Origin of the sequence: Nonomuraea sp. NPDC050786 (genome assembly GCF_040654115.1) — a bacterium.
Taxonomy (GTDB): domain Bacteria; phylum Actinomycetota; class Actinomycetes; order Streptosporangiales; family Streptosporangiaceae; genus Nonomuraea.
The window spans coordinates 121,375-140,273 of record NZ_JBFAHJ010000010.1 but is presented as its reverse complement, the minus strand read 5'-3'; the positions used below and the strand labels follow the sequence as shown (position 1 = coordinate 140,273).

Sequence of the window (18,899 nt, the reverse complement as noted above, 5' to 3'; positions counted from 1 at the left end):
GTCGAGGGAGGCCGAGGGGCGTCACGCGCCGTGGTGCCGTCGCGGAGGGGGCCGTCCCGCATGGGGGCGCGTCGCATGGAGGCGCGTCGGTATGGGGTGTAAGGCACAGCGTCCCGAACGCGTGGGGGCGCGCCGCATGCGGCGTAGCGCACGGCGTCCGAACGCGTGGGGGCGCAGCCGCTCCAGCGCCCGTGAGTCAGCGGCTGCGCCCCGGTCCGCGTCAGGGGCGGAGGCGGTCCAGGAACTGGGCCTGGTAGAGCGAGGGTGGGGCGAGCCCGGGCTGGTTCGCGCCCTCGATGTACCCGGCCGGCTGCTGGAACGGCCCGTCGCCCGTGATCGTGCCGCGGCAGCCGATCGCGTAGTTCTGGGCGGTCGGCGGCTTCTGCACGATCAGCCTGCTGGTCGACACGTCGCAGTTCCAGGCCACCGAGTGGGCCGCCGACCATCCGTGCGAGGTGCCGTAGCGGCCCCGGTTGTAGAGGCCGAGCGTGTAGTCGTAGTGCGGGTCGATGTCCTGGTGGCCGTCGAACAGCAGGCCCTGCGACCAGCGCCGGTGGCCCTCGCTGGAGTTGAGCGCGTACTCCGACGTGCCCCGCAGGAAGACGATTCCCGAGACCGTGCTGTGCCCGTTGGAGACGAACGCGTGCCGGGCCTTGTACGCGTAGCAGTCGCGGAAGAGCACCTGCTGGGAGTAGACGTAGGTGTTGAAGTTGTACCGCCTGCTCCCGGTGACGATGCTGACCGGGTCGACGGCCCGGCAGTTCTCGACCGTGGCGCGGGTGGTCTCCTGGGTGGCGACCCCGGCCTGGGTGAAGTGGAGCATGGTGCAGTCCCGCACCCAGGAGTCCTCGGTGCGCAGCAGGACGATCGCGTTGTAGGCGTGCTCCTCGTCCTGCTCGGGGTCGCCGTGATACTCGATGTCCACGCGGAGCCGCTCCACCCCCACCTGGGTGACGAGCCCGGCCCTGTCCCACTTGTAGAGGAAGGACGGGGACAAGGCGCGGTTGAGGTGGTTGAAGACCGGTACGTCGATCTTCACCCTGTTGCCGGAGACTTCGCGGACGTACCGGTTGTAGATGATGGGATGCTCCCCCACCTTCCAGGCGGGCCCCACGTCGTGGCCGCCGTAGTCGATGGCCTTCAGCCACTCCTCGGTGCAGGGGTGGGTGATCACGATGTTGTCGCCGGGCCGCAGCGAGCCGGGGCTCGCCACCTCGAACTCCCGCGATCCCACCTGCACGAGGTCGGTGGTGATCTCGGTGCGGGTGCCAGGGACCTCGCCGGTCCAGCCGCCGCCCGCGCTCCCGCCGGCCACGATCACGTCGCGGTCCTGTGGCGTGTTGCCGGTGGCCTTGATGATCGTGTTGCTCGCCGGGTCCTCGCCGTCGCCCGTGCCGCGCAGCACCATGCCGCTCGCCCGTACGTACAGGGTGCCCGCCACCGGGTAGCGGCCGGGCAGCAGGAGCAGGGCGCCGCGCCGCTCGCGGGGCAGCGCGGCCACCTCGTCCAGGGCCGCCTGGACGTGGGCCGTGTTGTCGCCCTCCACCGGGCGGATGGTCTTGACGACCGGCACGTGGGGGATCGGGCGCTCGCCGTTGCGGTAGCCGGCGTGGCTGAAGTCCGGGATGCGGTTGCCCTCCGCGTCCTGCTCGTACACGAGCCGTCCCCGCCGGTCGTAGCGCACCAGGCGGGACTGCCAGAGTGGCGAGGCGCCGGCCGGTACCGCGCCCGCTGCGGAGAGCGCGAGCGCGCCGCCCGCGGCGAGCACCGCCCGCCTGCTGAGGTCATGTGCCATGTCCACCTACCTGATGACGATCTTGTCGAGTTCGGGGCCGCGCGTCGTGAGGCCGAAGAAGCGGATCGTGTTGACCCCGGCCACCAGGTCCACCGGCACCGTCGCGGTCGTCACCGTGTCCTTGGTCCCGGTCATCGGCACCTGGATAGCGTCGCCGCCGTTGACGCTGACCGAGAACGACTGCGAGCCGTCCACCAGCGCGTACACGGTCATCTGCCGGGTCCCGGTGGTCTCCGACAGCACGCCTCTGACGACGGCGTAGTCGTAGACGTTGCCGCCGATGAGGATCACCTTCCGCCCGCCGGAGCAGACGGCGCAGTACGCGGGCTCGGCCGCGCCCTCGAAGACGTTGCCGGCCCGCTCGGCCTCGTAAGTCCCCGGGCTCCGGTCCGGCGGCGGCAGCTTCACCGGCGGCGTCGCGGGCCCGAGCTGCTCGGCCTTCAGCTCCTTGACCAGCAGGTACGTCTCCTGCAGCCCGGCGCTCTTGATGCTGCGGTAGATGCCCCACTTGGGCCGGTTGTACTGCTCCTGCGTCCACCAGAGGTCGATGCCGTCGACCCGCTGGTCCACGATCGTCCGCGAGCCGTTCTTCGGGCCGTCGCGCAGCACCCACCGCATGTAGCCGGCGTCGCCCGACTTGAACTCGATGGTGGTGGTGACCCACCTGTTCTGGATCGGCTCGAGATCGGCGGTCGCGAAGTCGTGCGACTTGTTGTCCGCCGGCGTCCAGTAGCGGGCCGCGATCTTCTGCACGCCGTTCACGACCGGCAGCGAGATCTGCGCGATCGGGGTGCCGACGTCGGAGTTCTTCAGCTGCCAGATGTGGGTGAAGTTGGTGGTCGCGTCGAGGGTGTCCGGGATGTACATCTGGTACGTGATCCGCCAGGTCTCGTCCTTGCGGATCTCCAGCGGCGTGCCGTCGGCGGCGCGCATGCCGCGCACCTCGTTGCGCATGCGGTCGGAGCCGTCGCGGTCCTCCAGATGGGCGTCGAAGCGCCAGTAGTTCCTCTCGGCGTGGACGTGCGGCAGCCCCTCCGGGTGCGAGCCGCGCCGGTCGTCCTCGAGCGCCTCGAACGCGTTGACGCCGTCGCGCCACGGACTGGGACTCCACCGCGTCTCCCAGCGGCCGGTGGGAGACGCGGCGGGAGCGGTGGCCGCCCCCGCCGTGCTCACCGGCTGCGCCGCGGACGCCGCCACCAGCGCGAGCGCTGCCAGGACGCCCGCCCGGCGCAGGTTGTGCGTTCGCCTCATCCGGCCGCTCACTCGCTCGCGCCGGTGAGCTGGTAGGCCTTGAGGTTCCTGACCAGCAGGTAGGTGTTCTGCAGGCCCGAGCTGTTGATGCTGCGGTAGATGCCCCACTTGGGCCGCAGGTACTCGTCGTCGCCGCGCCACAGGTCGGTGTTGTCCAATCGCTTGTCGACCAGCGTGGTCGAGCCGTCCTTGAGCGTCCAGCGCAGGTAACCGCTGTCGGACGCCTTGAACTCGAACGTGGTGTCCACCCACTTGCCCTGGATCGGCTCCAGGTTCGTGCTGCCGACCTCGTGGGTCTGCTCGGACTCGTCCCAGTACCGTACGTTGATCTTCTGGGTGCCGCCGGAGACCGGCAGCGACATCGTGTAGAGGGGCGCGCCGGAGCCGGGCACCTTCATCTGCGCAATGTGCGAGAAGCCGCTGGTGGCGTCGAGCGAGGCCGGGATGTACATCTGATAGCCGATGCGCCAGGTCTCGTTCTCGAGGATCTTGAGGTACGAGCTGCCGCCGGTCCGCATGCCCTTGACCTCGTTGCGCTGGCGGTCGTCGCCGTCGCGGTCGCGGGTGTGCATGTCGAAGCGGTACGCGTCGCCGGAGACGTAGATGTGCGTCACGCCGGGGTGGGAGTCGGAGCGGTCGTCCTCGATGCCCTCGAACGCCTCGGCGACCGTGTCGTTCGCGGGGTTCGGGCTCCAGCGCAGCGTCCACGCGGCCGCGGCGGCCGGGGTGGCGGGCAGGGCGGCGGCGGGCAGGGCGGCGGCGGGCAGGGCGGCGGCGGGCAGGGCGGCGGCGAGCGCCAGTGCGGCTAAGACACCTGTGATTCGCTTAGTCATCGGTCCTCCGTGAGGATCTAGGTTCCAACTTCTGGAAACGTCGTATGCGACCACTGACTCTGCGTTATCGTTCTGCTCGTCCGGCGGCGAGAACCAAGCCGCCGGACCTACCGCCGGGCTGGCGGGATGTGACGCCTGTGGAGGCTGTGTAAGACCGTCGGACGGTTTCCCGTCCCTCGCCTTGACCGGGACGGCGGCTGCCGGTGAAGCAGGAAGGTCCAACTCGCGAGGGTTGGAGTCTCCCGGCATCAGTCGTGAGGCGGAAGTCAAGAGAGCTCTCTCCTCAGATGGAGGGTGAACCCGCCGTTGGGGGGAACGGCGAGGTCGAGCTTGCCCCCGGCGGAGACGGTGACCGTCTCGGCGAGGATCCGGTCGCCCGGGGCGTCCCGGTAGATCTCGGCCGCCCACTCCCCTTGGTCGAGGAAGTCGAGCGGCACGGTGAGCGTGCGGGCCTCGCCAGACACGCCCGCGCCGACGTACCACTCGCCGCCGCTCCTCCTGGCCAGCAGGATGTGGTCGGCGGGGTCGCCGGAGAGCAGCCGCGTCTCGTCCCAGGCGGTGGGGACGGCCGACAGCAGCCGCAGGGCCTCCGGCCGGGCCTCGTAGGCCTCGATGCCGTCGGCGAAGTGCTGGACGCCGGATTCGAAGAGCACCGACAGCGCGAGCTCGAACCCGGCCGAGATCGTGCGCACGCCGGTGAACGTGCACGGCGTGAAGTCCATCGGGCCCTGCACGTTGCGGGTGAAGGCCAGCGACAGGTAGTGAGCGGGCTGGTAGAGCGGCTGCTTGCCGGGCTTCGGCTTGATCCACTCGGCGCCCTTGACCGCTTCTGCGGTCATGAACTGCGGCCAGGTGCGCTCGGTGCCGCGCGGGATGGTGCCGCCGTGGAAGACCACCATGAGCTTCAGCCGGGCGGTGGCGGCCAGGATGGCGTCGAACCAGCGCATCCGGTCCTGGCCGTCGGACTCGGTGAAGTCGATCTTCACGCCGGCCGCGCCCCACTCCTTCCAGAGCGCGAGCTTCTCGCGGTGCTCCAGCTCGGTGTCCACGTGCTGCCAGTGCGACCAGAGCCAGACGCCGACGCCCTTCTCGGTGGCGTAGGAGATCAGCTCGGGCATCCACTCCTTGTTCCAGCCCGCGTCGGCCAGCACGTACGGCCAGCCGTTGCGGGCGGCGAAGTCGACCCAGCGCTGCTGGGCGGCCAGGTCGCGGGTGGAGGGGCCGTCGGACCACCACGACCAGGCGGCGGCGCCCGGCCTGATCCAGGAGGTGTCCTCGACCTCGGACGGCGCCGCGAGGCTGGTGACCAGGTCGCTCTCCACGATCGTGGCCAGGTCGCCGACGATCAGCGTGCGCCAGGGCGTGGTCAGCGGGCTGGCCGCGGTCACGTACGGGTCGGGCAGGTCGAGCCGGAACGCGTGGCCGTCGAAGCGCAGGCGGGAGCCGGCGTAGCCGCTGTCCAGGTTCGACTCGGTGACCAGCAGCCAGGAGCCGCCGGTCTCGAAGAGCGAGGGGTAGCCGTACAGGATGGGCTCGGCGTCGGCGACGGTGCCGTGCCGGTGGATCTCCTCGTAGTCGCACCGGCCGTTCTCGTACGGGAGCAGCACCGCGCGGGCCGCGCCCGGCACCACGTACTCCGAGACCTCCTCCACGACGGTGACCGGCCCCGTCCACGGCACCACGTACCGGTACGCCACGCCGTGCCCGCCGACGCGGATCTGCAGGTCGAGCCGGTGCGTGCCCTTGGTGAACGACAGCGTCCACTCGCCGGCCTCGTAGTGGTGCTCGCGCCGCTTGCCGATCACCGTCCGATAGGACTCCTCGATCCGCCGCTCGGACATCCCGGACAGGACGAGCCCCCGGCTCAGGTCCTCGTGCGCGGTCCTGATCCCGAGCCGGGAGGGCTCGATCACCACCCGGCCGGCGTGGCGCACCTCGAGCGTGAGCTCTCCCGAAGGGGAGAGGGCGAGCGCTGCTTCCAGGTCCTCGTCGCTGAGCGTCCAGTTCGGCACGGTGCCTCCAGGAGAGAAGAGATAGGAGGAGTCGATCGCGCCGCACTGGCCGCCCATAGGCGCGGTGCGGCGGTCGCTCAAGGCGCCCGAATCTCCTCACAGTGCGCTAGACACTAGGGGGAAAGCGCTTTCAATTCAATTCTTGACGAAGTTAATTACCGGGTCTACGGTACGGCCATGCCTCACGGACTGCCCTCAGAACAGCCCACCAGCCTGTCGATACGTCCGACCTCTGCCGCCCGGCCGGCCGAGTTCCGTGAGCCACGATTCGGGCTGTTCATCCACTCGGTGATCGAGCTCTTCCTTTGAGAGGCCCTCCATGGAGATGAACCGTCGCCAGATGCTGGCCCTGGCGGTGGCGGCCGCGACCGCGCCCGTGCTGTCCGCCTGCGCGGACACCAGGCAGCAGAAGCAGGCCGCGGCTCCGGTGCAGTCCGGCGCCCAGCTGATCGACCCCAACCGGCCGGGCAGCGACGCCTGGCCGTTCGAGGCGGCCGAGCAGCTCGACCACTCGCTCACCTGGCCGAAGACGGACGTGCCCGACCCGGCGTCCAAGGTGACGATCACGGTGGCGATGACCACGGACGCCGTCACCGAGGTGCGCAACGCCCAGTTCGACTTCTTCTTCAAGAAGCGCCACCCGAACATCGAGATCAAGCGCGAGTCGTCGCCCTTCGACCAGTTCCTGACGAAGTACATGGCCCAGGCGGCCGGCGGCACGCTGCCCGACGTGCTCTACAACCACTACTCCTGGACGCAGAACCTCATCGCCAACCAGATGCTGCATCCCGTGGACGAGTACATCGCCAGGACGCCCGAGTTCGACATGGACGACATCCCCCAGCGCGGGCTCGGCTACTTCAAGCGCGACGGCAAGCTGTACGGCCTGCCCACCGACATGGCGCCCAAGCTGCTCTTCTACAACAAGGACCTGTTCGACAAGGCGGGCATCGACTACCCGGACGAGAGCTGGACGTTCGACAAGCTCTTCGAGACGGCCAGGAAGATGACCAGCGGGTCGGGCGCGGGGAAGATCTACGGCTTCTCCCCCATGCCGGTGCCGGCCCCCGACCTCAGCGCCGTCTTCCTGATGCCGTTCGGCGGCCGGTTCCTGGACGCCTCCGAGTCCACGGTGCTGATCAACGAGCCCAAGGCCAGGCAGGCCATGGGGCGCTGGCTCGACCTGCTGCTCAAGGACAAGGCGGTGCCGAGCCTGGCCGAGCTGCAGCTGCTGGAGAAGGTGGACCCGTTCAAGACCGGGCACGCGGCCATGCTGATCAACGGCGCCTGGCTGATGCTGGAGCTGTCCAAGCAGAAGGCGTTCAAGTGGGGCGCCACGCACGTGCCCAAGGGCCCCGACGGCCGCTTCACCCCGGCCGTGGGCAGCGCGCTGGTGATGACGGCCGCGTCGAAGAACAAGGACGCCGCGTGGCTCTACATGCACGAGTTCCTGTCGTCCTCGGGCTACAAGTTCCGCCAGATCACCTCGCCCGCCCGCCAGTCCGCCTGGGACGCCAACGCCAAGGCCGTCGGCATCCCCGAGGAGACGGCGAAGCTGGTCAAGGACGTCCTGGCCGACTACGCCTCCGACGACGGCGTGCTGCGCCTGCCGGCCAACAAGAAGGTCGTCGACACCGCCAAGCCCATCTGGGAACGCGCGATGCTCGGCAAGGTCAGCGTGGACGACGCGCTGAAGGAGATCGCCGACAAGGTCACCCCCATCCTGGCCGAGAACAAGATCGCATGACCGCCGTCAGCGTCCGCACTCCGCTGGCGCGCCGCGAGGCGCGGCGCTTCCACCTGTTCGTCTCGCCGTGGGTGGCCGGGTTCGTGCTCTTCAGCGCGGGCCCGATCCTCGCCGCCATCGTGCTGAGCTTCATGCAGTGGAACCTCCTGCAGGCGCCGAAGTGGGTGGGTTTCGCCAACTACGTACGCATGGTCAACGACCCCGAGTTCTGGGAGTCGATCGGGAACACCGTGGAGTACGGCCTCGGCTCGGTGGCGCTCGGCGTGACGTTCACGTTCCTGCTGGCGCTGCTGCTCAACCAGCCGCTGCGCTTCCAGGGCCTGTTCCGCACCGTGATGTACCTGCCCTCGGTGGTGTCGGGCCTGGCCACGGCGCTGCTCTGGCTGAACATCCTGCACCCCGACTACGGGCTGATCAACAAGGTGCTGGCGTCGTTCGGCATCGAGGGTCCCGGCTGGCTGGCCTCGCAGGAGTGGGCCATCCCCGGGCTCGTGCTGATGAGCGTGTGGGGCGCGGGCAACACGATCGTCATCTACCTGGCCGGGCTGCAGGGCATCCCGAGGACGCTCTACGAGGCCGCCGAGATCGACGGGGCGGGGTGGTGGCGCCGGTTCTGGAGCGTGACCGTGCCGATGATGTCGCCGGTCATCTTCTTCAACGTGGTGACGGGGTTCATCGCGGCGCTGCAGAGCTACGTGCTCATCCTGGTCATGACCGAGGGCGGTCCCGGCAACGCGACGATGGTCCTGGGGCTCTACATCTACCGGCACGCGTTCGTCTACTTCGACATGGGCTATGCGGCCACGCTGTCGTGGGCGATGTTCGTGCTGGTCATCGCCGTGACCGCGATTCAGTTCAGCCTGGCCCGGCGCTGGGTGCACTACGAGTTCAAGTGAGGTCGCCGATGCTCGTCGAGACCGCGGTCAAGACCGCGCGCCCCACCAGGCCGGGCACCTCCCTGACCTCGGAGCAGGCCGAGCGCGTCAGGAGGATCCGGCGCTCCGGCGCGTACATCCTGCTGGCCATCAGCTCGGCGGTGTTCCTGCTGCCGTTCCTGTGGATGGTGACGACCTCGCTCAAGTCGGACGCCGAGAACCTGGCCTTCCCGCCGCAGTGGCTGCCCGACTCCTTCCACTTCGACAACTACCTCAAGGGCTGGACCGGGTCGCTGCCGTTCAACCGCTTCCTGCTGAACACGATCGTGATCACCGCGCTCTCCATGGCGGGCAACCTCATCTCGTGCATCCTGCCCGCGTACGCGTTCGCCCGGCTGCGGGCGCGGGCGGCGGGTGTCATGTTCACGGCGCTGCTGGCGACCATGATGATCCCGCGCGAGATCACGCTGGTGCCGAAGTTCGTGATGTTCTCCAAGCTCGGCTGGGTCGACACGTACCTGCCGCTGATCGTGCCGGAGTTCTTCGGCGTCGCGCTCTACATCTTCCTGCTGCGCCAGTTCTTCACCACGATCCCGCAGGAGCTCATCGACGCCGCCCGCATCGACGGGGCCTCGGAGCTGCGCATCCTGTGGAGCGTCATGCTGCCGCTGGCCAAGCCCGCTATCGCGGCGATCTGCCTGTTCTCCTTCGTCGCCAACTGGAACCAGTACCTGGAGAACTCCATCTACCTGCGGTCGATGGAGAAGATCACCCTCGCGCAGGGGCTCGGCATGTTCAACGGTCAGTACGTGACCCAGTACAACCAGATGATGGCCGTCGCGCTAGTGTCGATGCTGCCCATCCTTATCATCTTTTTCCTGGCACAGAAGACGTTCATCCGGGGAGTCACGCTCACCGGAATCGCAGGAAGGTAATCGTTGGAGTACGAACGTCAGCCGTACCGAAGGTGCGGCCGCAGTGGTCTCCTTCTCCCCGCCGTGTCGCTCGGCCTGTGGCACAACTTCGGCGGGGGCAAATCCCTCGACAGCCAGCGCGCCATCTTCACCAAGGCGCTCGACCTGGGCATCACGCACTTCGACATCGCCGACCGTTACGGCCCGCCGCTCGGCGCCGCGGAGGAGACGTTCAGCCGGCTGCTGCCGAGGTCGCTGCGGGACGAGGTGGTCGTCACCACCAAGGGCAGCAACCCCATGTGGGACGGCCCGTACGGCAAGGGCAACTCGCGCAAGCACCTGCTCGCCACGCTCGACCGGTCGCTGGGGCGGCTCGGCCTCGACTACGTGGACATCTTCTACCTGCACCGCGACGACGAGGACACGCCGCTGGAAGAGCAGGCGGCCACGCTCGACCACATGGTCCGCACGGGGCGCGCCCTGTACGTGGGCGTGTCCAACTTCTCGCCGGAGCGCACCGCGCAGATCGCCCGGCTGCTGCGTGACCTCGGCACCCCGCTGCTGATCCACCAGCCGTCCTACTCGCTGCTCAACCGGCAGATCGAGCGCGGCCTGCTGGGCGTGCTCGAGCAGGAGGGCGTCGGCTGCGTGGTCTACTCGCCGCTGGCCCAGGGCCTGCTCACCGACCGCTACCTCGACGGCATCCCCGCCGACTCGCGGGCGGCGGAAGGCCGCTTCCTGACGCCCGACAGGGTCACGCCGGAGGTGCTGGCGTTCGTGCGGGCGCTCGCGGAGCTGGCCTCGTCCCGCGGCCAGACGGTGGCGCAGCTCTCCCTGGCCTGGGCGCTCAGGGACCCGCGCATCACCTCGGTGCTGGTCGGCGCCTCCAGCCCCGAGCAGCTGGAGGCGAACGTGGCCGCCGTGGACCGGCTCGACTTCACCGAGGACGAGCTGGCGACCATCGACCGCGCCGCCAAGGAGGCGGGCATCGAGGCATAGATCCTCTCCCCCGCAGGAGCCAGAACCTTCGCTCCTCCGGGGAGCCGCCGCTGCCCAGGCGACCGGCACGATCGTGGCATGACGACGTGGAGCGGACGATGAACCGCCTGGGCAGCGGCCGCGTGGACGCTGCTCCATGTCGCGTCCAAGATTCACGTCGCCCTCGCCGAGCTCACGGCCTGCGGCCGGCGATTCGCTGCCTCACATCAGGAGGCGGATCGGCGGCGCCACGCCACGACCCGGTTCAGCGAGCTGCGCGACCAGGTCCGGGAGCTGCCCGGCTTCGCGGCGTTCCTGCGGCCCCCCGACTTCACTGACCTGCTGCAGACCGCGGACCGGGGACCCGTCGTGATCGTCAACGTGGATCGCCTCCGCTGCGACGCGCTGCTGCTCACCACCGGTGGGCTGTGCGTGCTCCCGCTCCCCGGGCTCAGCAAGGACGCGGCCACCCGGCGAGCCCGTGCCTTCCAGCGGGCCCTGGCCGTGGCGCCCCAGGGTCGTGCGACCTCGACCGCCGCAACACAGACCGTGCTGGCCACCCTGGAGTGACTGTGGGACGCCGTGACGCAACCCGTCCTCCACGCGCTCGCACTGCCCGTAGGATCCAGGATCTGGTGGTGCCCGACCGGACCGCTGACCACGTTGCCGCTGCACGCCACCGGCCGGCACCGTCCTGGCGGCACCACCACGTGGGCCGGCGAGTATGTCGTCTCCTCCTACACGCCCACCCTGCAAGCCCTGCTTCGCGCCAGGAACACGCCGCCTGCCCCACCGTCCGCCACGACCTTGGTGACGGCGCTGACGGAACAGGCGTGGTCGTGGATTGCCGTCCCATGAACCTGCGTCCCTACTACCTGGAAGCTGTCCCGGCTGGCAGAGCTGTTCTTCTCGCCCACGGCGCCTGCTCGCTGAGAAGGCCATCAGTTCAGACGGTGATCCAACGACGGCGATCCCCCAACTCAACCGCGGGATCGGACGCACCGAAATGGCGACCTTCGACTCCTTCACCGTCGACGGCACGCCTTCCGAGTGCCGGCGACTACCACGCAACATCGAAGACGTCTCCGACAGCGACGTCGCGGGTCCCCACGAGGAGGAGAGCCCACCGCACTACTCCCCAAGTCGTAGAGTGCCTGCCCGCTACGACTGGCGAGGTAGCCGGGAGAGTCGCCTCTGGGCCGATGACGGAGAGGGATCCGGCGCGGAAGCATTTCCACTGATGGACCCTCTTCGAAAAGGACGAATCAGACGATGCTGTTCGTTGAGCTACTGGTGCCCAGGGGTGTTTTCGATGAGCAGGAGCGCCGAAGCCTCGCCGGGCGGCTGACCGGGCGGCGCCTGTTGTCGGCCGTGGATGGGGAGACGGTGGCTGCCGATCCCGGCGTGATCGACCTGTTCGATTCGCTCAGCCATGTGGTGGTGCGCGAGGAGGAGGTATGGAACGCCGCCGGGCGGCTGCTCGACGCGTCGCAGGGCACCTGGTACGTGGTGAACGTGATCGCCGGGATGTGGGGAAAGGAGATGAGCGAGCACCTCATCGCCCGCATCACCGCAGAACTGGCGCAGGCGGAAGGCAATCCCGAGCCGCGGGCCATAGTGCACGTGATCAGCCTTCCTGAGGGCGGCTACGGACTGCACGGGCGCGCCCAGCGCTCCGCCGACGTCCTGCAACTGATCGAGCAAGCCAAAACCGGCCCTGCCGCTCCAGTCCCGGACGACATGATCGTCGATCCGGTCTGCGGCGCCACCGTCCCGCTCCAGGACGCTGTCATCCTGGAGCGCGGCGGGAAGACTTACGGCTTCTGCTGCACCCACTGCCGCGGGCACTTCGTCAAGCAGTTGAGCGATGCGGAGGCGTCCTCATGACGCTCGTGGCCAATGTCAGGCAGGAGGAGGCGTGGAACGGTGAGGAAGGCAGGCGCTGGGCCGATCACTATCAACGTCTGGATCGCATGGCCGCGCCCGCCAACGAGCACTTGTTCGCCGCCGCAGGCATCGGCGAGCGTGACAGGGTCCTGGACATCGGCTGCGGTACGGGGGAAACCACTCGGATCGCCGCACGTCACGCGGCCCGCGGGCATGCCGTCGGGATCGACCTGTCGACTCCGCTGCTGGAGATCGCCCGACGCATCTCCGCAGAGCAAGCCATCGGCAACATCACCTTCGAGCGCGGCGACGCCCAAGTCCACCCGCTGAGCGACGCGCACTTCGAGGTGGCCATCAGCCGCGCCGGGGTCATGTTCTTCGACGACCCCGTCGCCGCGTTCGCCAACGTCAGACGGTCGCTCCGCCCCAAGGGCCGCCTGGCGTTCCTGTGTCACCGCGCCGGCAAGAACCAGACGGACGTGATCTTCGACACGCTGGCCCAGCATCTTCCCACCCCGGATCTCCAAGGACGCCTGGGAGGAGTCGCAGACTTCACCGACCCGACGCACATCCGCGACGTGCTCAACGACGCGGGCTTCACGGCCATTGCGACGTCCCCCGTGGAGTACCTCACCGAGTTGGGCGACGATGCCGCCCACGCTACGGATTTCCTGCTCGACGTTCAACTGGCCGGCTTCGTCTCTGGTGCTGAAGAGGCCGCCATGGCGCGAGTCCGGGCCGCGCTGGCAGAAGCGTTGCGCCGTTATGAACGCGACAGCACCGTACGACTACGTGCCTCGGCATGGATTGTCACGGCCCAAATCGAGTGACGCGCCGGCATCATTCGGAACAACCTGACATCTTGCAGGTCAGCAACCGCATCGAACTGCCGACGGCGCCGTGCGGGCCACGGCCCCGTCGGTGTGCCGGTCACAACCAGTCGGTGCAGAGCTGCTTTTCCCAGGTGCTGCCAGTCCACTGCAGGATGCAGGCCTGCGCTTTTCCGGGTGAATACACCTGGTTCGAGTAGTAGTTAACCCCGGCGGTGCCAGTGAACTCATACCCTGGCACGTTGAAGCCGGGATCCTGACGTCCGACCCATAGATAGTAGGTCTGGCCGTTGCCGGATGGGGTGAAGCGCGCCCAGTTGACCTGGCAGTTGGGACCCCAGCGGAGCTCCAGCGTGCCGTCGTCGCCCTGTACGGTGCCGCCTGAAACGGTGGTAGGCGCCCGCGTTGCACGCCGCGCGGTTCTGGGTGCTGAAGGACTGGGTGGGGTCGAGATTGTCGCACGCATATTGGAAGCAGCCGGAAGCGCCGCCCGCGTTGTCGTTCAGGAACCTCTCCCAGGGGCCGATCGAATCGGCGCGGGCCCGTAACTCGTACTGGTTGTAGCCCGTGTAGCTCATCTCGGCCGAGACGTACTTGCGGACCGCCACCGACCACAGGGAGTAGGTGTGGTCGGAGTTCCACACCAGGTCGAAGGTCTCCCACGGGCCGATGGTGTCGGAGCGCGCTCTGAGCTCGTTCTGGTCGGCCCCGGGGTAGTTCAGTTCCACGGAGACGTATTTGCCGCTGGCGTTGTTGCGAAGCGCGATGTGGCCACTGGAGAGGAAGACCTCGGTCCACGCCTCCCACGACCCCGGGCTCGCGGCCCGCGCCCGGAGCATGCCGAGACGGTCGGGAGTCTTGCCGGTGTAGTCGGAGCCGAGTTCGGCGCTCACGTAGCTCTTGCTGTAGTCGGAGCGCAGCACCAGCGCCGTGGTGTCGTACGCAGGTGGCGGCGGGAGCAGCGCGGCGATCTGGGCCAGTGAGTACGGCTCGGTGACAGCGGAGCCGGTGTACTTCACGTCGTTCATGCCCGCGTCGCCGGTGTTGCCGTTACAGGAGGCAGTGCAGGCGAAGGCCTTGGTCGAGCCGGACCTGGCGTCGTTGAGGTAGAACGGCGCGGTGGCGCACACCTTTTCGGGCATCGGCCAGCCCAGGCCCGGATTGAAGCAGGTATTGGCCTCGTGGGTGTAGGCCGGACCGCCGGAGTCGTAGGCGATGATCTTCTGGGCGCCCTCGTCGAAGTGCTCTACCTTGCCGTACATGATCTTGACGTCGGCCGGCATGGCGAGCATCGAGTCAGACTGCACCACGAAGTCGGTCCCGGTGAACGGGTGGTACGGGCCGGCCGGATCGGTCACCCAGCAGGTGTTGGCCATGCGCCCGTCGAGCCAGCTGTCGCACGCAACCGAGGCGCCGATCAGCGCCCAGAACGTACGTCCGTCCGCTCCGCCCGGCTTGTAGGTGACGGTGTGCAGCTTCTTCATGATCCAAGAGGTGCGGAGATTCTCGGGCTTGTTGTCCGGGTCGTTCTGGTTGGCCCCGACGTTGGCGGCGGTCACCGTGCAGGTGTCCGCGTAGCCCTTGCAGACCGTCATGTCCATGACCTCCTGGTCCTGGAACTTCGGCTTGTTGTAGAAGTACGCGACCGCGCCCTGAAGCCCGTCGTGCGGAGTGGCGACGGTGACGACCCGGCGGATGTAGATCGGCGGCGGGAAGGTGAAGTGCGTGTCGGCCGGGAACGATGAGAAGTACTCCGCGGCCCGTACGACGAGGCCGCCCATGCTGTGCGCCACCACGTCCACAGCCGTGCCCGCGTGGTTGGCGTCACCCACGTTCACATCGTGGACGTACCAGGCGAACAGGCACGCTATGTGCTCCAACGGGTCGCTCATTCCGAAGCCGGGGGTGCCAGTGCCCTTGCACTTGCCGGGGCCCGACCACTTGGTCTCGTCGGTGACGTTGACGTCGCAGTGGCCGCTGCTCACCTCGTCGTAGGCGTACGGGCCACCCGTGCCGTCGTCGTAGGCGAAGTTCATGCCGGCGGCCGGGTCGTAGTAGCCGACGTTGCGCACGTCGGGGAAGCCGTGGGAGCGGAGATAGGCGCTGATGCTCGTGTCGCCGGCCTGCCCGAACTGCTTCGCCGTCGCGTTCATGCCGAAGCAGGTGTCACTGTAGCCGTGCACGACCAGCACTGGCAGGCGTGGGGCGGTGTCCGCCATGGCGACGGTGGCGTCGAGCCCGAACATCACCGATAAGGCCGCCAGCAGGACGCTCATGAGCAGTGCGCCCCGCCGCCGGCAGGGGAAGTGGATGAGACGGGCCACGAGTGCTCTCCGGGGGGTGTCGGCCGCCCGCTGGGGCGGTAATTGGCTTGTCTGGCTTGGTCCAAGTCGGCTCCGGCCATGCGCTCCAGGACACGTGGCCGATGCGCCGCCGCCCTCGTTCATACGCGCCGCGAGGGCTGGTGTCCCGCCTCGCAAACAATCACAATCAATCACTGACAAGCCCGAACAATCTTCGTCAGAGCTGCCGAGGTGGCCTTGTGGGACGGACAGAGAGCCCGGTCGATCCAACCTCAGGTCCACTGCAGCGTTTCGCGCATGATCTCCAGGTCCTGCGCCGTCAGGCCGGCGAGCCTACCTACCGGGCGATGGGGCGGATGGTGGGGATCTCCCACACCGTCCTCTCGCAGGCTTCCAAGGGCCGGCGGCTGCCCAGCCTGCACGTCACGTTGGCGTTCGTCCGCGGGTGCGGCGGCGACCAGGCGGCCGAGCAGCGGTGGCGAGAACGGTGGGAGGAGGTCCACGCCGAGATCGACCGGGCCGCCCGTGGCACCGAGGCCGCCCTTGGCGGAGAGGTCCACACCGATCGCAGCCGAACGGAGGCCTCCTTCGGCGGAGAGGTCCCACCGGCCGGGCCGCCGGCTCCGGGCCCGCCGCTGTCAGGCGCTCGTTCGAGACGGATCATCATCATGACCATGTCCTGCGTGGCGGCTGCCACGGCGACCGCCGCCGCGATCTTCGGGTTCCGCGTCGGCCCCTTATCAGCCCTCTCACATGCTTCGGCCGTACATCCGATCACCGACGGCCAGGACCCATACGTCAACGGCTGCGGGGACGACCAGCAGCCACTGGAGCGCCGCCGGACCACCGCGCCGACGGAAAACGGTACGGATGGGTCGTGCTGTTCTACTCGGCCTCCTGCTCGGCCGGCTGGGGCTACGTGCTCGGCCCCAACTCGCCTCAGTGGCGGGTGCACATCAGCGCCTACCGCGTGGACGACAAAGCAGAGGCGCCGTCCAGCTTCCAGGGCGATGCCCCGCCCAACTCCTGGGGCAACGCCCTGTCGACCCGTACGGGGTGCGTGCGCGCGGAGGCGTGGATCGACAGCGGCCCACACGCGGTGACCAGCTGCTGGCGCCCCGATGGCCCTGTGACACATCCATCCTGACGGCGTTGCCCGCGTCAGCCGGGCCGGCCAGTCGGGGTAGACGCCGGGGTGTAGTGATCAGCCAGGCGATCCCGTCGGCGCCTACCGCTGTCAGGACGTGCTGGGCGTGGGTCTTGGCCAGGCATTTGTCGCGGCAGCGCTGGTCGGGGCCGGTTGCGGGTTGCTGCGGGAAGTGATGATCATGCCCCGAGAGGCGCGATAGGCATGACCGGCGGCGCGCTGCTCACCGGCCGGGGGTGGCGCCCTCGTCGGCGGTTGCTGCGCGGTGTGGGCCGCGCTGCTCTGCCTGGCCGCGCTCTCCTTCCACCCTCATGGCCCTGTCTTGCGAGCCATCATAACGGAACAAACTTCCCGTTAATGTGCTACGTTGACTCCTTAAGGGAATGAATGACCCATTAAGGAGCGATTTTTCATGGAATATCGGCAGTTGGGGGCGTCGGGGCTGAAGGTGCCGGCGTTGAGCTTCGGCGCCGGCACCTTCGCCGGGAAGGGCGAGCTCTTCGGCGCCTGGGGCGACACCGACGTGGCGCAGGCCCGGCGGCTGGTGGACATCTCCCTGGACGCGGGGGTCACGATGTTCGACACGGCCGACGTCTACTCCGACGGCGCCTCGGAGGAGGTGCTGGGCCAGGCGCTCAAGGGCCGGCGGGACCGGGCCCTCATCTCCACCAAGGCTGGCCTGCCCACGGGCGACGGCCCCGGCGACGCGGGCACCTCCCGGCCCCGGCTGATCAAGGCGGTCGACGACGCGCTGCGCCGCCTCGAAACCGACCACATCGACCTCTTCCAGCTGCACGCCTTCGACGCCGCGACCCCGGTGGAGGAGGTGCTGTCCACGCTGGACGACCTGGTCAGGGCGGGCAAGCTGCGCTACGTGGGCGTCTCGAACTTCTCCGGCTGGCAGCTCATGAAGTCGCTGGCCGCCGCCGAGCGGCACGGCTACCCGCGTTACGTGGCGCACCAGGTGTACTACTCCCTGGTCGGGCGGGACTACGAGTGGGAGCTGATGCCGCTCGGCCTCGATCAGGGCGTCGGCGCGGTGGTGTGGAGCCCGCTCGGCTGGGGCCGCCTCACCGGACGCGTCCGACGCGGGCGGCCCATCCCCGCGGGCAGCCGCCTGCACAAGACGGCCGCCTTCGGCCCGCCGGTGGCGGACGAGCACCTGTACACGGTGGTGGACGCCCTGGACGAGATCGCCGCGGAGACCGGCCGCTCCGTGCCCCAGGTCGCCCTGAACTGGCTGCTCCAGCGGCCGACGGTCTCCTCGGTCATCATCGGGGCCCGCGACGAGGCGCAGCTGCGCGAGAACCTGGGGGCGATCGGCTGGAACCTCACGCCCGACCAGGTGGCCCGGCTGGACGCGGCCAGCTCCACCACGGTCCCGTACCCGTACTACCCGTACCGGCGGCAGGAGGGCTTCGCCCGGCTCAACCCGCCGCTCGTCGGCCGCGTGCAGTTCTGAAACTTTCACGCCGCGACCGGCGTTCGCGCTGGTCGCCAGGGGCACGGGGGCGGCTCCGTTGCGGCGGCGGATCACCGCGTCGTGCAATTTACGGTGATCCGCCCCCTTTGAGATGGGAGACCTGGTGCGTCACCGACTCGCCGCCCTGTTGCTGCTCGCGGCCACCGTCCTGGTCCCGGCCCTCGCCGTGGCCGCCCCCGCCCACGCCGACCTGACCCTGCAGAAGGTCTACTCCTCCCTGCCCTACGACATCTGCATCTCGTTCGGCCGGTCCGGCCAGCAGAACGGCCGGTGGAGCACGTGGTGGTGCAGCACCACCCAGCCGCAAAACCCGCAGTACCCCACCTACGACCTTTGGGCGTATGTGAACTGAGGCCGGAACGTGAGTGTCGCGCCGTTCCAGACCAGAGCCGGCTGGCCGGGGGGCGAGGAGCGCAGCCAGGCCGCCTCCACCCCCGTGCCGACCAGCTCGAAGACGTAGGCATGCGGCCGTCCCGGCACCTCCACGCGGCGCACGTCCTCCGCTCCGGCCAGCCGCGACGACAGCTCGGCGAACGCGTCGGCGCAGGGGTGGCGCACCAACGAGTCACAGCCGGGTGCCTGACTGGCGCCCGGCCCCGACGGACGCGGCATCAGCTTCCACCGCATCACATCCTGGCCTCGGCCGGTAAGCGACGAGGCCAGGCTGATGTCCGTTTTACTCATGTGAACGCAGAGAGCCGAAGACGCTGCCGCCCTCGAAGGCCATCCACTGGAACTTCGAGAAGCGAAGTTCCAGGAAGTTGTACGGGTCCGGCTGCTCGGGTGTCTTGGGGCCGAGCAGCCAGCACACCGTCAGCCGGATGCTGCAGGACAGCGCCAGCGT

General features: G+C 68.7%; 19 protein-coding genes. 11 read left to right on the top strand and 8 right to left on the bottom strand.

Features of this window, described 5'->3' with window-relative positions; genetic code table 11:
- Positions 1 to 220: 220 nt before the first annotated feature.
- The 4 genes from AB0H84_RS20730 to AB0H84_RS20715 all read right to left on the bottom strand — a co-directional run bounded on the left by AB0H84_RS20730 (position 221) and on the right by AB0H84_RS20715 (position 5,972).
- Positions 221 to 1,795 carry a hypothetical protein gene (locus tag AB0H84_RS20730; RefSeq protein ID WP_357606208.1) on the bottom strand — a complete coding sequence of 525 codons (1,575 nt, stop codon included), beginning with the start codon at positions 1,793 to 1,795 and terminating at the stop codon, positions 221 to 223.
- A gap of 6 nt (positions 1,796 to 1,801) precedes the next feature.
- Positions 1,802 to 3,046, bottom strand: a complete 1,245-nt coding sequence (locus tag AB0H84_RS20725) for a hypothetical protein (RefSeq protein ID WP_357606205.1) — start codon at positions 3,044 to 3,046, stop codon at positions 1,802 to 1,804.
- Between the two features lie 8 nt (positions 3,047 to 3,054).
- Entirely contained in the window at positions 3,055 to 3,879 is an 825-nt protein-coding gene (locus AB0H84_RS20720) for a hypothetical protein (protein WP_357606203.1), read from the bottom strand.
- A 266-nt stretch (positions 3,880 to 4,145) separates the two neighbouring features.
- Complete coding sequence (locus AB0H84_RS20715; RefSeq protein WP_357606200.1) at positions 4,146 to 5,972, bottom strand: glycoside hydrolase family 97 catalytic domain-containing protein; 1,827 nt, start codon at positions 5,970 to 5,972, stop codon at positions 4,146 to 4,148.
- A gap of 238 nt (positions 5,973 to 6,210) precedes the next feature.
- Here AB0H84_RS20715 and AB0H84_RS20710 point away from each other — a divergent pair, with 238 nt between their 5' ends.
- The 8 genes from AB0H84_RS20710 to AB0H84_RS20675 all read left to right on the top strand — a co-directional run bounded on the left by AB0H84_RS20710 (position 6,211) and on the right by AB0H84_RS20675 (position 13,122).
- Complete coding sequence (locus tag AB0H84_RS20710) at positions 6,211 to 7,638, top strand: sugar ABC transporter substrate-binding protein (RefSeq protein WP_357606197.1); 1,428 nt, start codon at positions 6,211 to 6,213, stop codon at positions 7,636 to 7,638.
- Complete coding sequence (locus tag AB0H84_RS20705; protein WP_357606194.1) at positions 7,635 to 8,534, top strand: sugar ABC transporter permease; 900 nt, start codon at positions 7,635 to 7,637, stop codon at positions 8,532 to 8,534. Before AB0H84_RS20710 ends, AB0H84_RS20705 begins: the two co-directional genes overlap by 4 nt.
- 8 nt (positions 8,535 to 8,542) lie before the next feature.
- The gene (locus AB0H84_RS20700; protein WP_357606191.1) at positions 8,543 to 9,448 is read left to right on the top strand and encodes a carbohydrate ABC transporter permease; all 906 of its coding nucleotides are present in this window, start codon (positions 8,543 to 8,545) and stop codon (positions 9,446 to 9,448) included.
- A gap of 3 nt (positions 9,449 to 9,451) precedes the next feature.
- On the top strand, positions 9,452 to 10,426 hold the full coding sequence (locus tag AB0H84_RS20695; RefSeq protein WP_357606188.1) for an aldo/keto reductase: 975 nt from the start codon (positions 9,452 to 9,454) through the stop codon (positions 10,424 to 10,426).
- Positions 10,427 to 10,774: 348 nt separating this feature from the next.
- Positions 10,775 to 10,975, top strand: coding sequence for a hypothetical protein (locus tag AB0H84_RS20690; RefSeq protein WP_357606185.1), 201 nt, complete (start codon positions 10,775 to 10,777; stop codon positions 10,973 to 10,975).
- 12 nt (positions 10,976 to 10,987) lie between these two features.
- The gene (locus AB0H84_RS20685) at positions 10,988 to 11,263 is read left to right on the top strand and encodes a CHAT domain-containing protein (RefSeq protein WP_357606182.1); all 276 of its coding nucleotides are present in this window, start codon (positions 10,988 to 10,990) and stop codon (positions 11,261 to 11,263) included.
- 414 nt (positions 11,264 to 11,677) lie between these two features.
- The gene (locus AB0H84_RS20680; protein WP_357606179.1) at positions 11,678 to 12,292 is read left to right on the top strand and encodes a hypothetical protein; all 615 of its coding nucleotides are present in this window, start codon (positions 11,678 to 11,680) and stop codon (positions 12,290 to 12,292) included.
- Positions 12,289 to 13,122: a methyltransferase domain-containing protein gene (locus AB0H84_RS20675; protein ID WP_357606176.1), complete on the top strand. Its 834-nt coding sequence runs from the start codon at positions 12,289 to 12,291 to the stop codon at positions 13,120 to 13,122. Before AB0H84_RS20680 ends, AB0H84_RS20675 begins: the two co-directional genes overlap by 4 nt.
- A gap of 227 nt (positions 13,123 to 13,349) precedes the next feature.
- Here AB0H84_RS20675 and AB0H84_RS20670 read toward each other — a convergent pair whose 3' ends face one another.
- Together AB0H84_RS20670 and AB0H84_RS20665 are read right to left on the bottom strand one after the other, a co-directional pair.
- Positions 13,350 to 15,446: a hypothetical protein gene (locus tag AB0H84_RS20670; RefSeq protein ID WP_357606173.1), complete on the bottom strand. Its 2,097-nt coding sequence runs from the start codon at positions 15,444 to 15,446 to the stop codon at positions 13,350 to 13,352.
- Between the two features lie 251 nt (positions 15,447 to 15,697).
- Positions 15,698 to 15,985, bottom strand: coding sequence for a hypothetical protein (locus tag AB0H84_RS20665; RefSeq protein WP_357606170.1), 288 nt, complete (start codon positions 15,983 to 15,985; stop codon positions 15,698 to 15,700).
- A gap of 317 nt (positions 15,986 to 16,302) precedes the next feature.
- Between AB0H84_RS20665 and AB0H84_RS20660 the strand changes: the two genes are divergently transcribed.
- The 3 genes from AB0H84_RS20660 (at position 16,303) to AB0H84_RS20650 (ending at position 18,407) form a co-directional block, all read left to right on the top strand.
- Positions 16,303 to 16,572 (top strand): hypothetical protein, encoded by a 270-nt coding sequence (locus AB0H84_RS20660; RefSeq protein WP_357606167.1) that lies wholly within the window; start codon positions 16,303 to 16,305, stop codon positions 16,570 to 16,572.
- A 412-nt stretch (positions 16,573 to 16,984) separates the two neighbouring features.
- Positions 16,985 to 18,034, top strand: coding sequence for an aldo/keto reductase (locus AB0H84_RS20655; RefSeq protein WP_357606164.1), 1,050 nt, complete (start codon positions 16,985 to 16,987; stop codon positions 18,032 to 18,034).
- A 124-nt stretch (positions 18,035 to 18,158) separates the two neighbouring features.
- A complete protein-coding gene (locus AB0H84_RS20650; protein ID WP_357606161.1) occupies positions 18,159 to 18,407 on the top strand; it encodes a hypothetical protein in 249 nt (82 codons plus the stop codon).
- Here the strand turns inward: AB0H84_RS20650 and AB0H84_RS20645 are convergent.
- The gene (locus tag AB0H84_RS20645; RefSeq protein ID WP_357606158.1) at positions 18,380 to 18,613 is read right to left on the bottom strand and encodes a hypothetical protein; all 234 of its coding nucleotides are present in this window, start codon (positions 18,611 to 18,613) and stop codon (positions 18,380 to 18,382) included. The two genes, AB0H84_RS20650 and AB0H84_RS20645, sit on opposite strands and share 28 nt — an antisense overlap.
- A 118-nt stretch (positions 18,614 to 18,731) precedes the next feature.
- Positions 18,732 to 18,866 (bottom strand): hypothetical protein, encoded by a 135-nt coding sequence (locus AB0H84_RS20640; RefSeq protein WP_357606155.1) that lies wholly within the window; start codon positions 18,864 to 18,866, stop codon positions 18,732 to 18,734.
- Between the last annotated feature and the right edge of the window lie 33 nt (positions 18,867 to 18,899).

Bases quoted from the DNA above. Each gene is read 5' to 3' on its own strand.
- AB0H84_RS20705 (WP_357606194.1), top strand. From the start codon at position 7,635: ATGACCGCCGTCAGCGTCCGCACTCCGCTGGCGCGCCGCGAGGCGCGG.
- AB0H84_RS20655 (WP_357606164.1), top strand. From the start codon at position 16,985: ATGGAATATCGGCAGTTGGGGGCGTCGGGGCTGAAGGTGCCGGCGTTG.
- AB0H84_RS20675 (WP_357606176.1), top strand. From the start codon at position 12,289: ATGACGCTCGTGGCCAATGTCAGGCAGGAGGAGGCGTGGAACGGTGAG.
- AB0H84_RS20700 (WP_357606191.1), top strand. From the start codon at position 8,543: ATGCTCGTCGAGACCGCGGTCAAGACCGCGCGCCCCACCAGGCCGGGC.
- AB0H84_RS20680 (WP_357606179.1), top strand. From the start codon at position 11,678: ATGCTGTTCGTTGAGCTACTGGTGCCCAGGGGTGTTTTCGATGAGCAG.
- AB0H84_RS20720 (WP_357606203.1), bottom strand. From the start codon at position 3,879: ATGACTAAGCGAATCACAGGTGTCTTAGCCGCACTGGCGCTCGCCGCC.
- AB0H84_RS20725 (WP_357606205.1), bottom strand. From the start codon at position 3,046: ATGAGGCGAACGCACAACCTGCGCCGGGCGGGCGTCCTGGCAGCGCTC.
- AB0H84_RS20710 (WP_357606197.1), top strand. From the start codon at position 6,211: ATGGAGATGAACCGTCGCCAGATGCTGGCCCTGGCGGTGGCGGCCGCG.
- AB0H84_RS20730 (WP_357606208.1), bottom strand. From the start codon at position 1,795: ATGGCACATGACCTCAGCAGGCGGGCGGTGCTCGCCGCGGGCGGCGCG.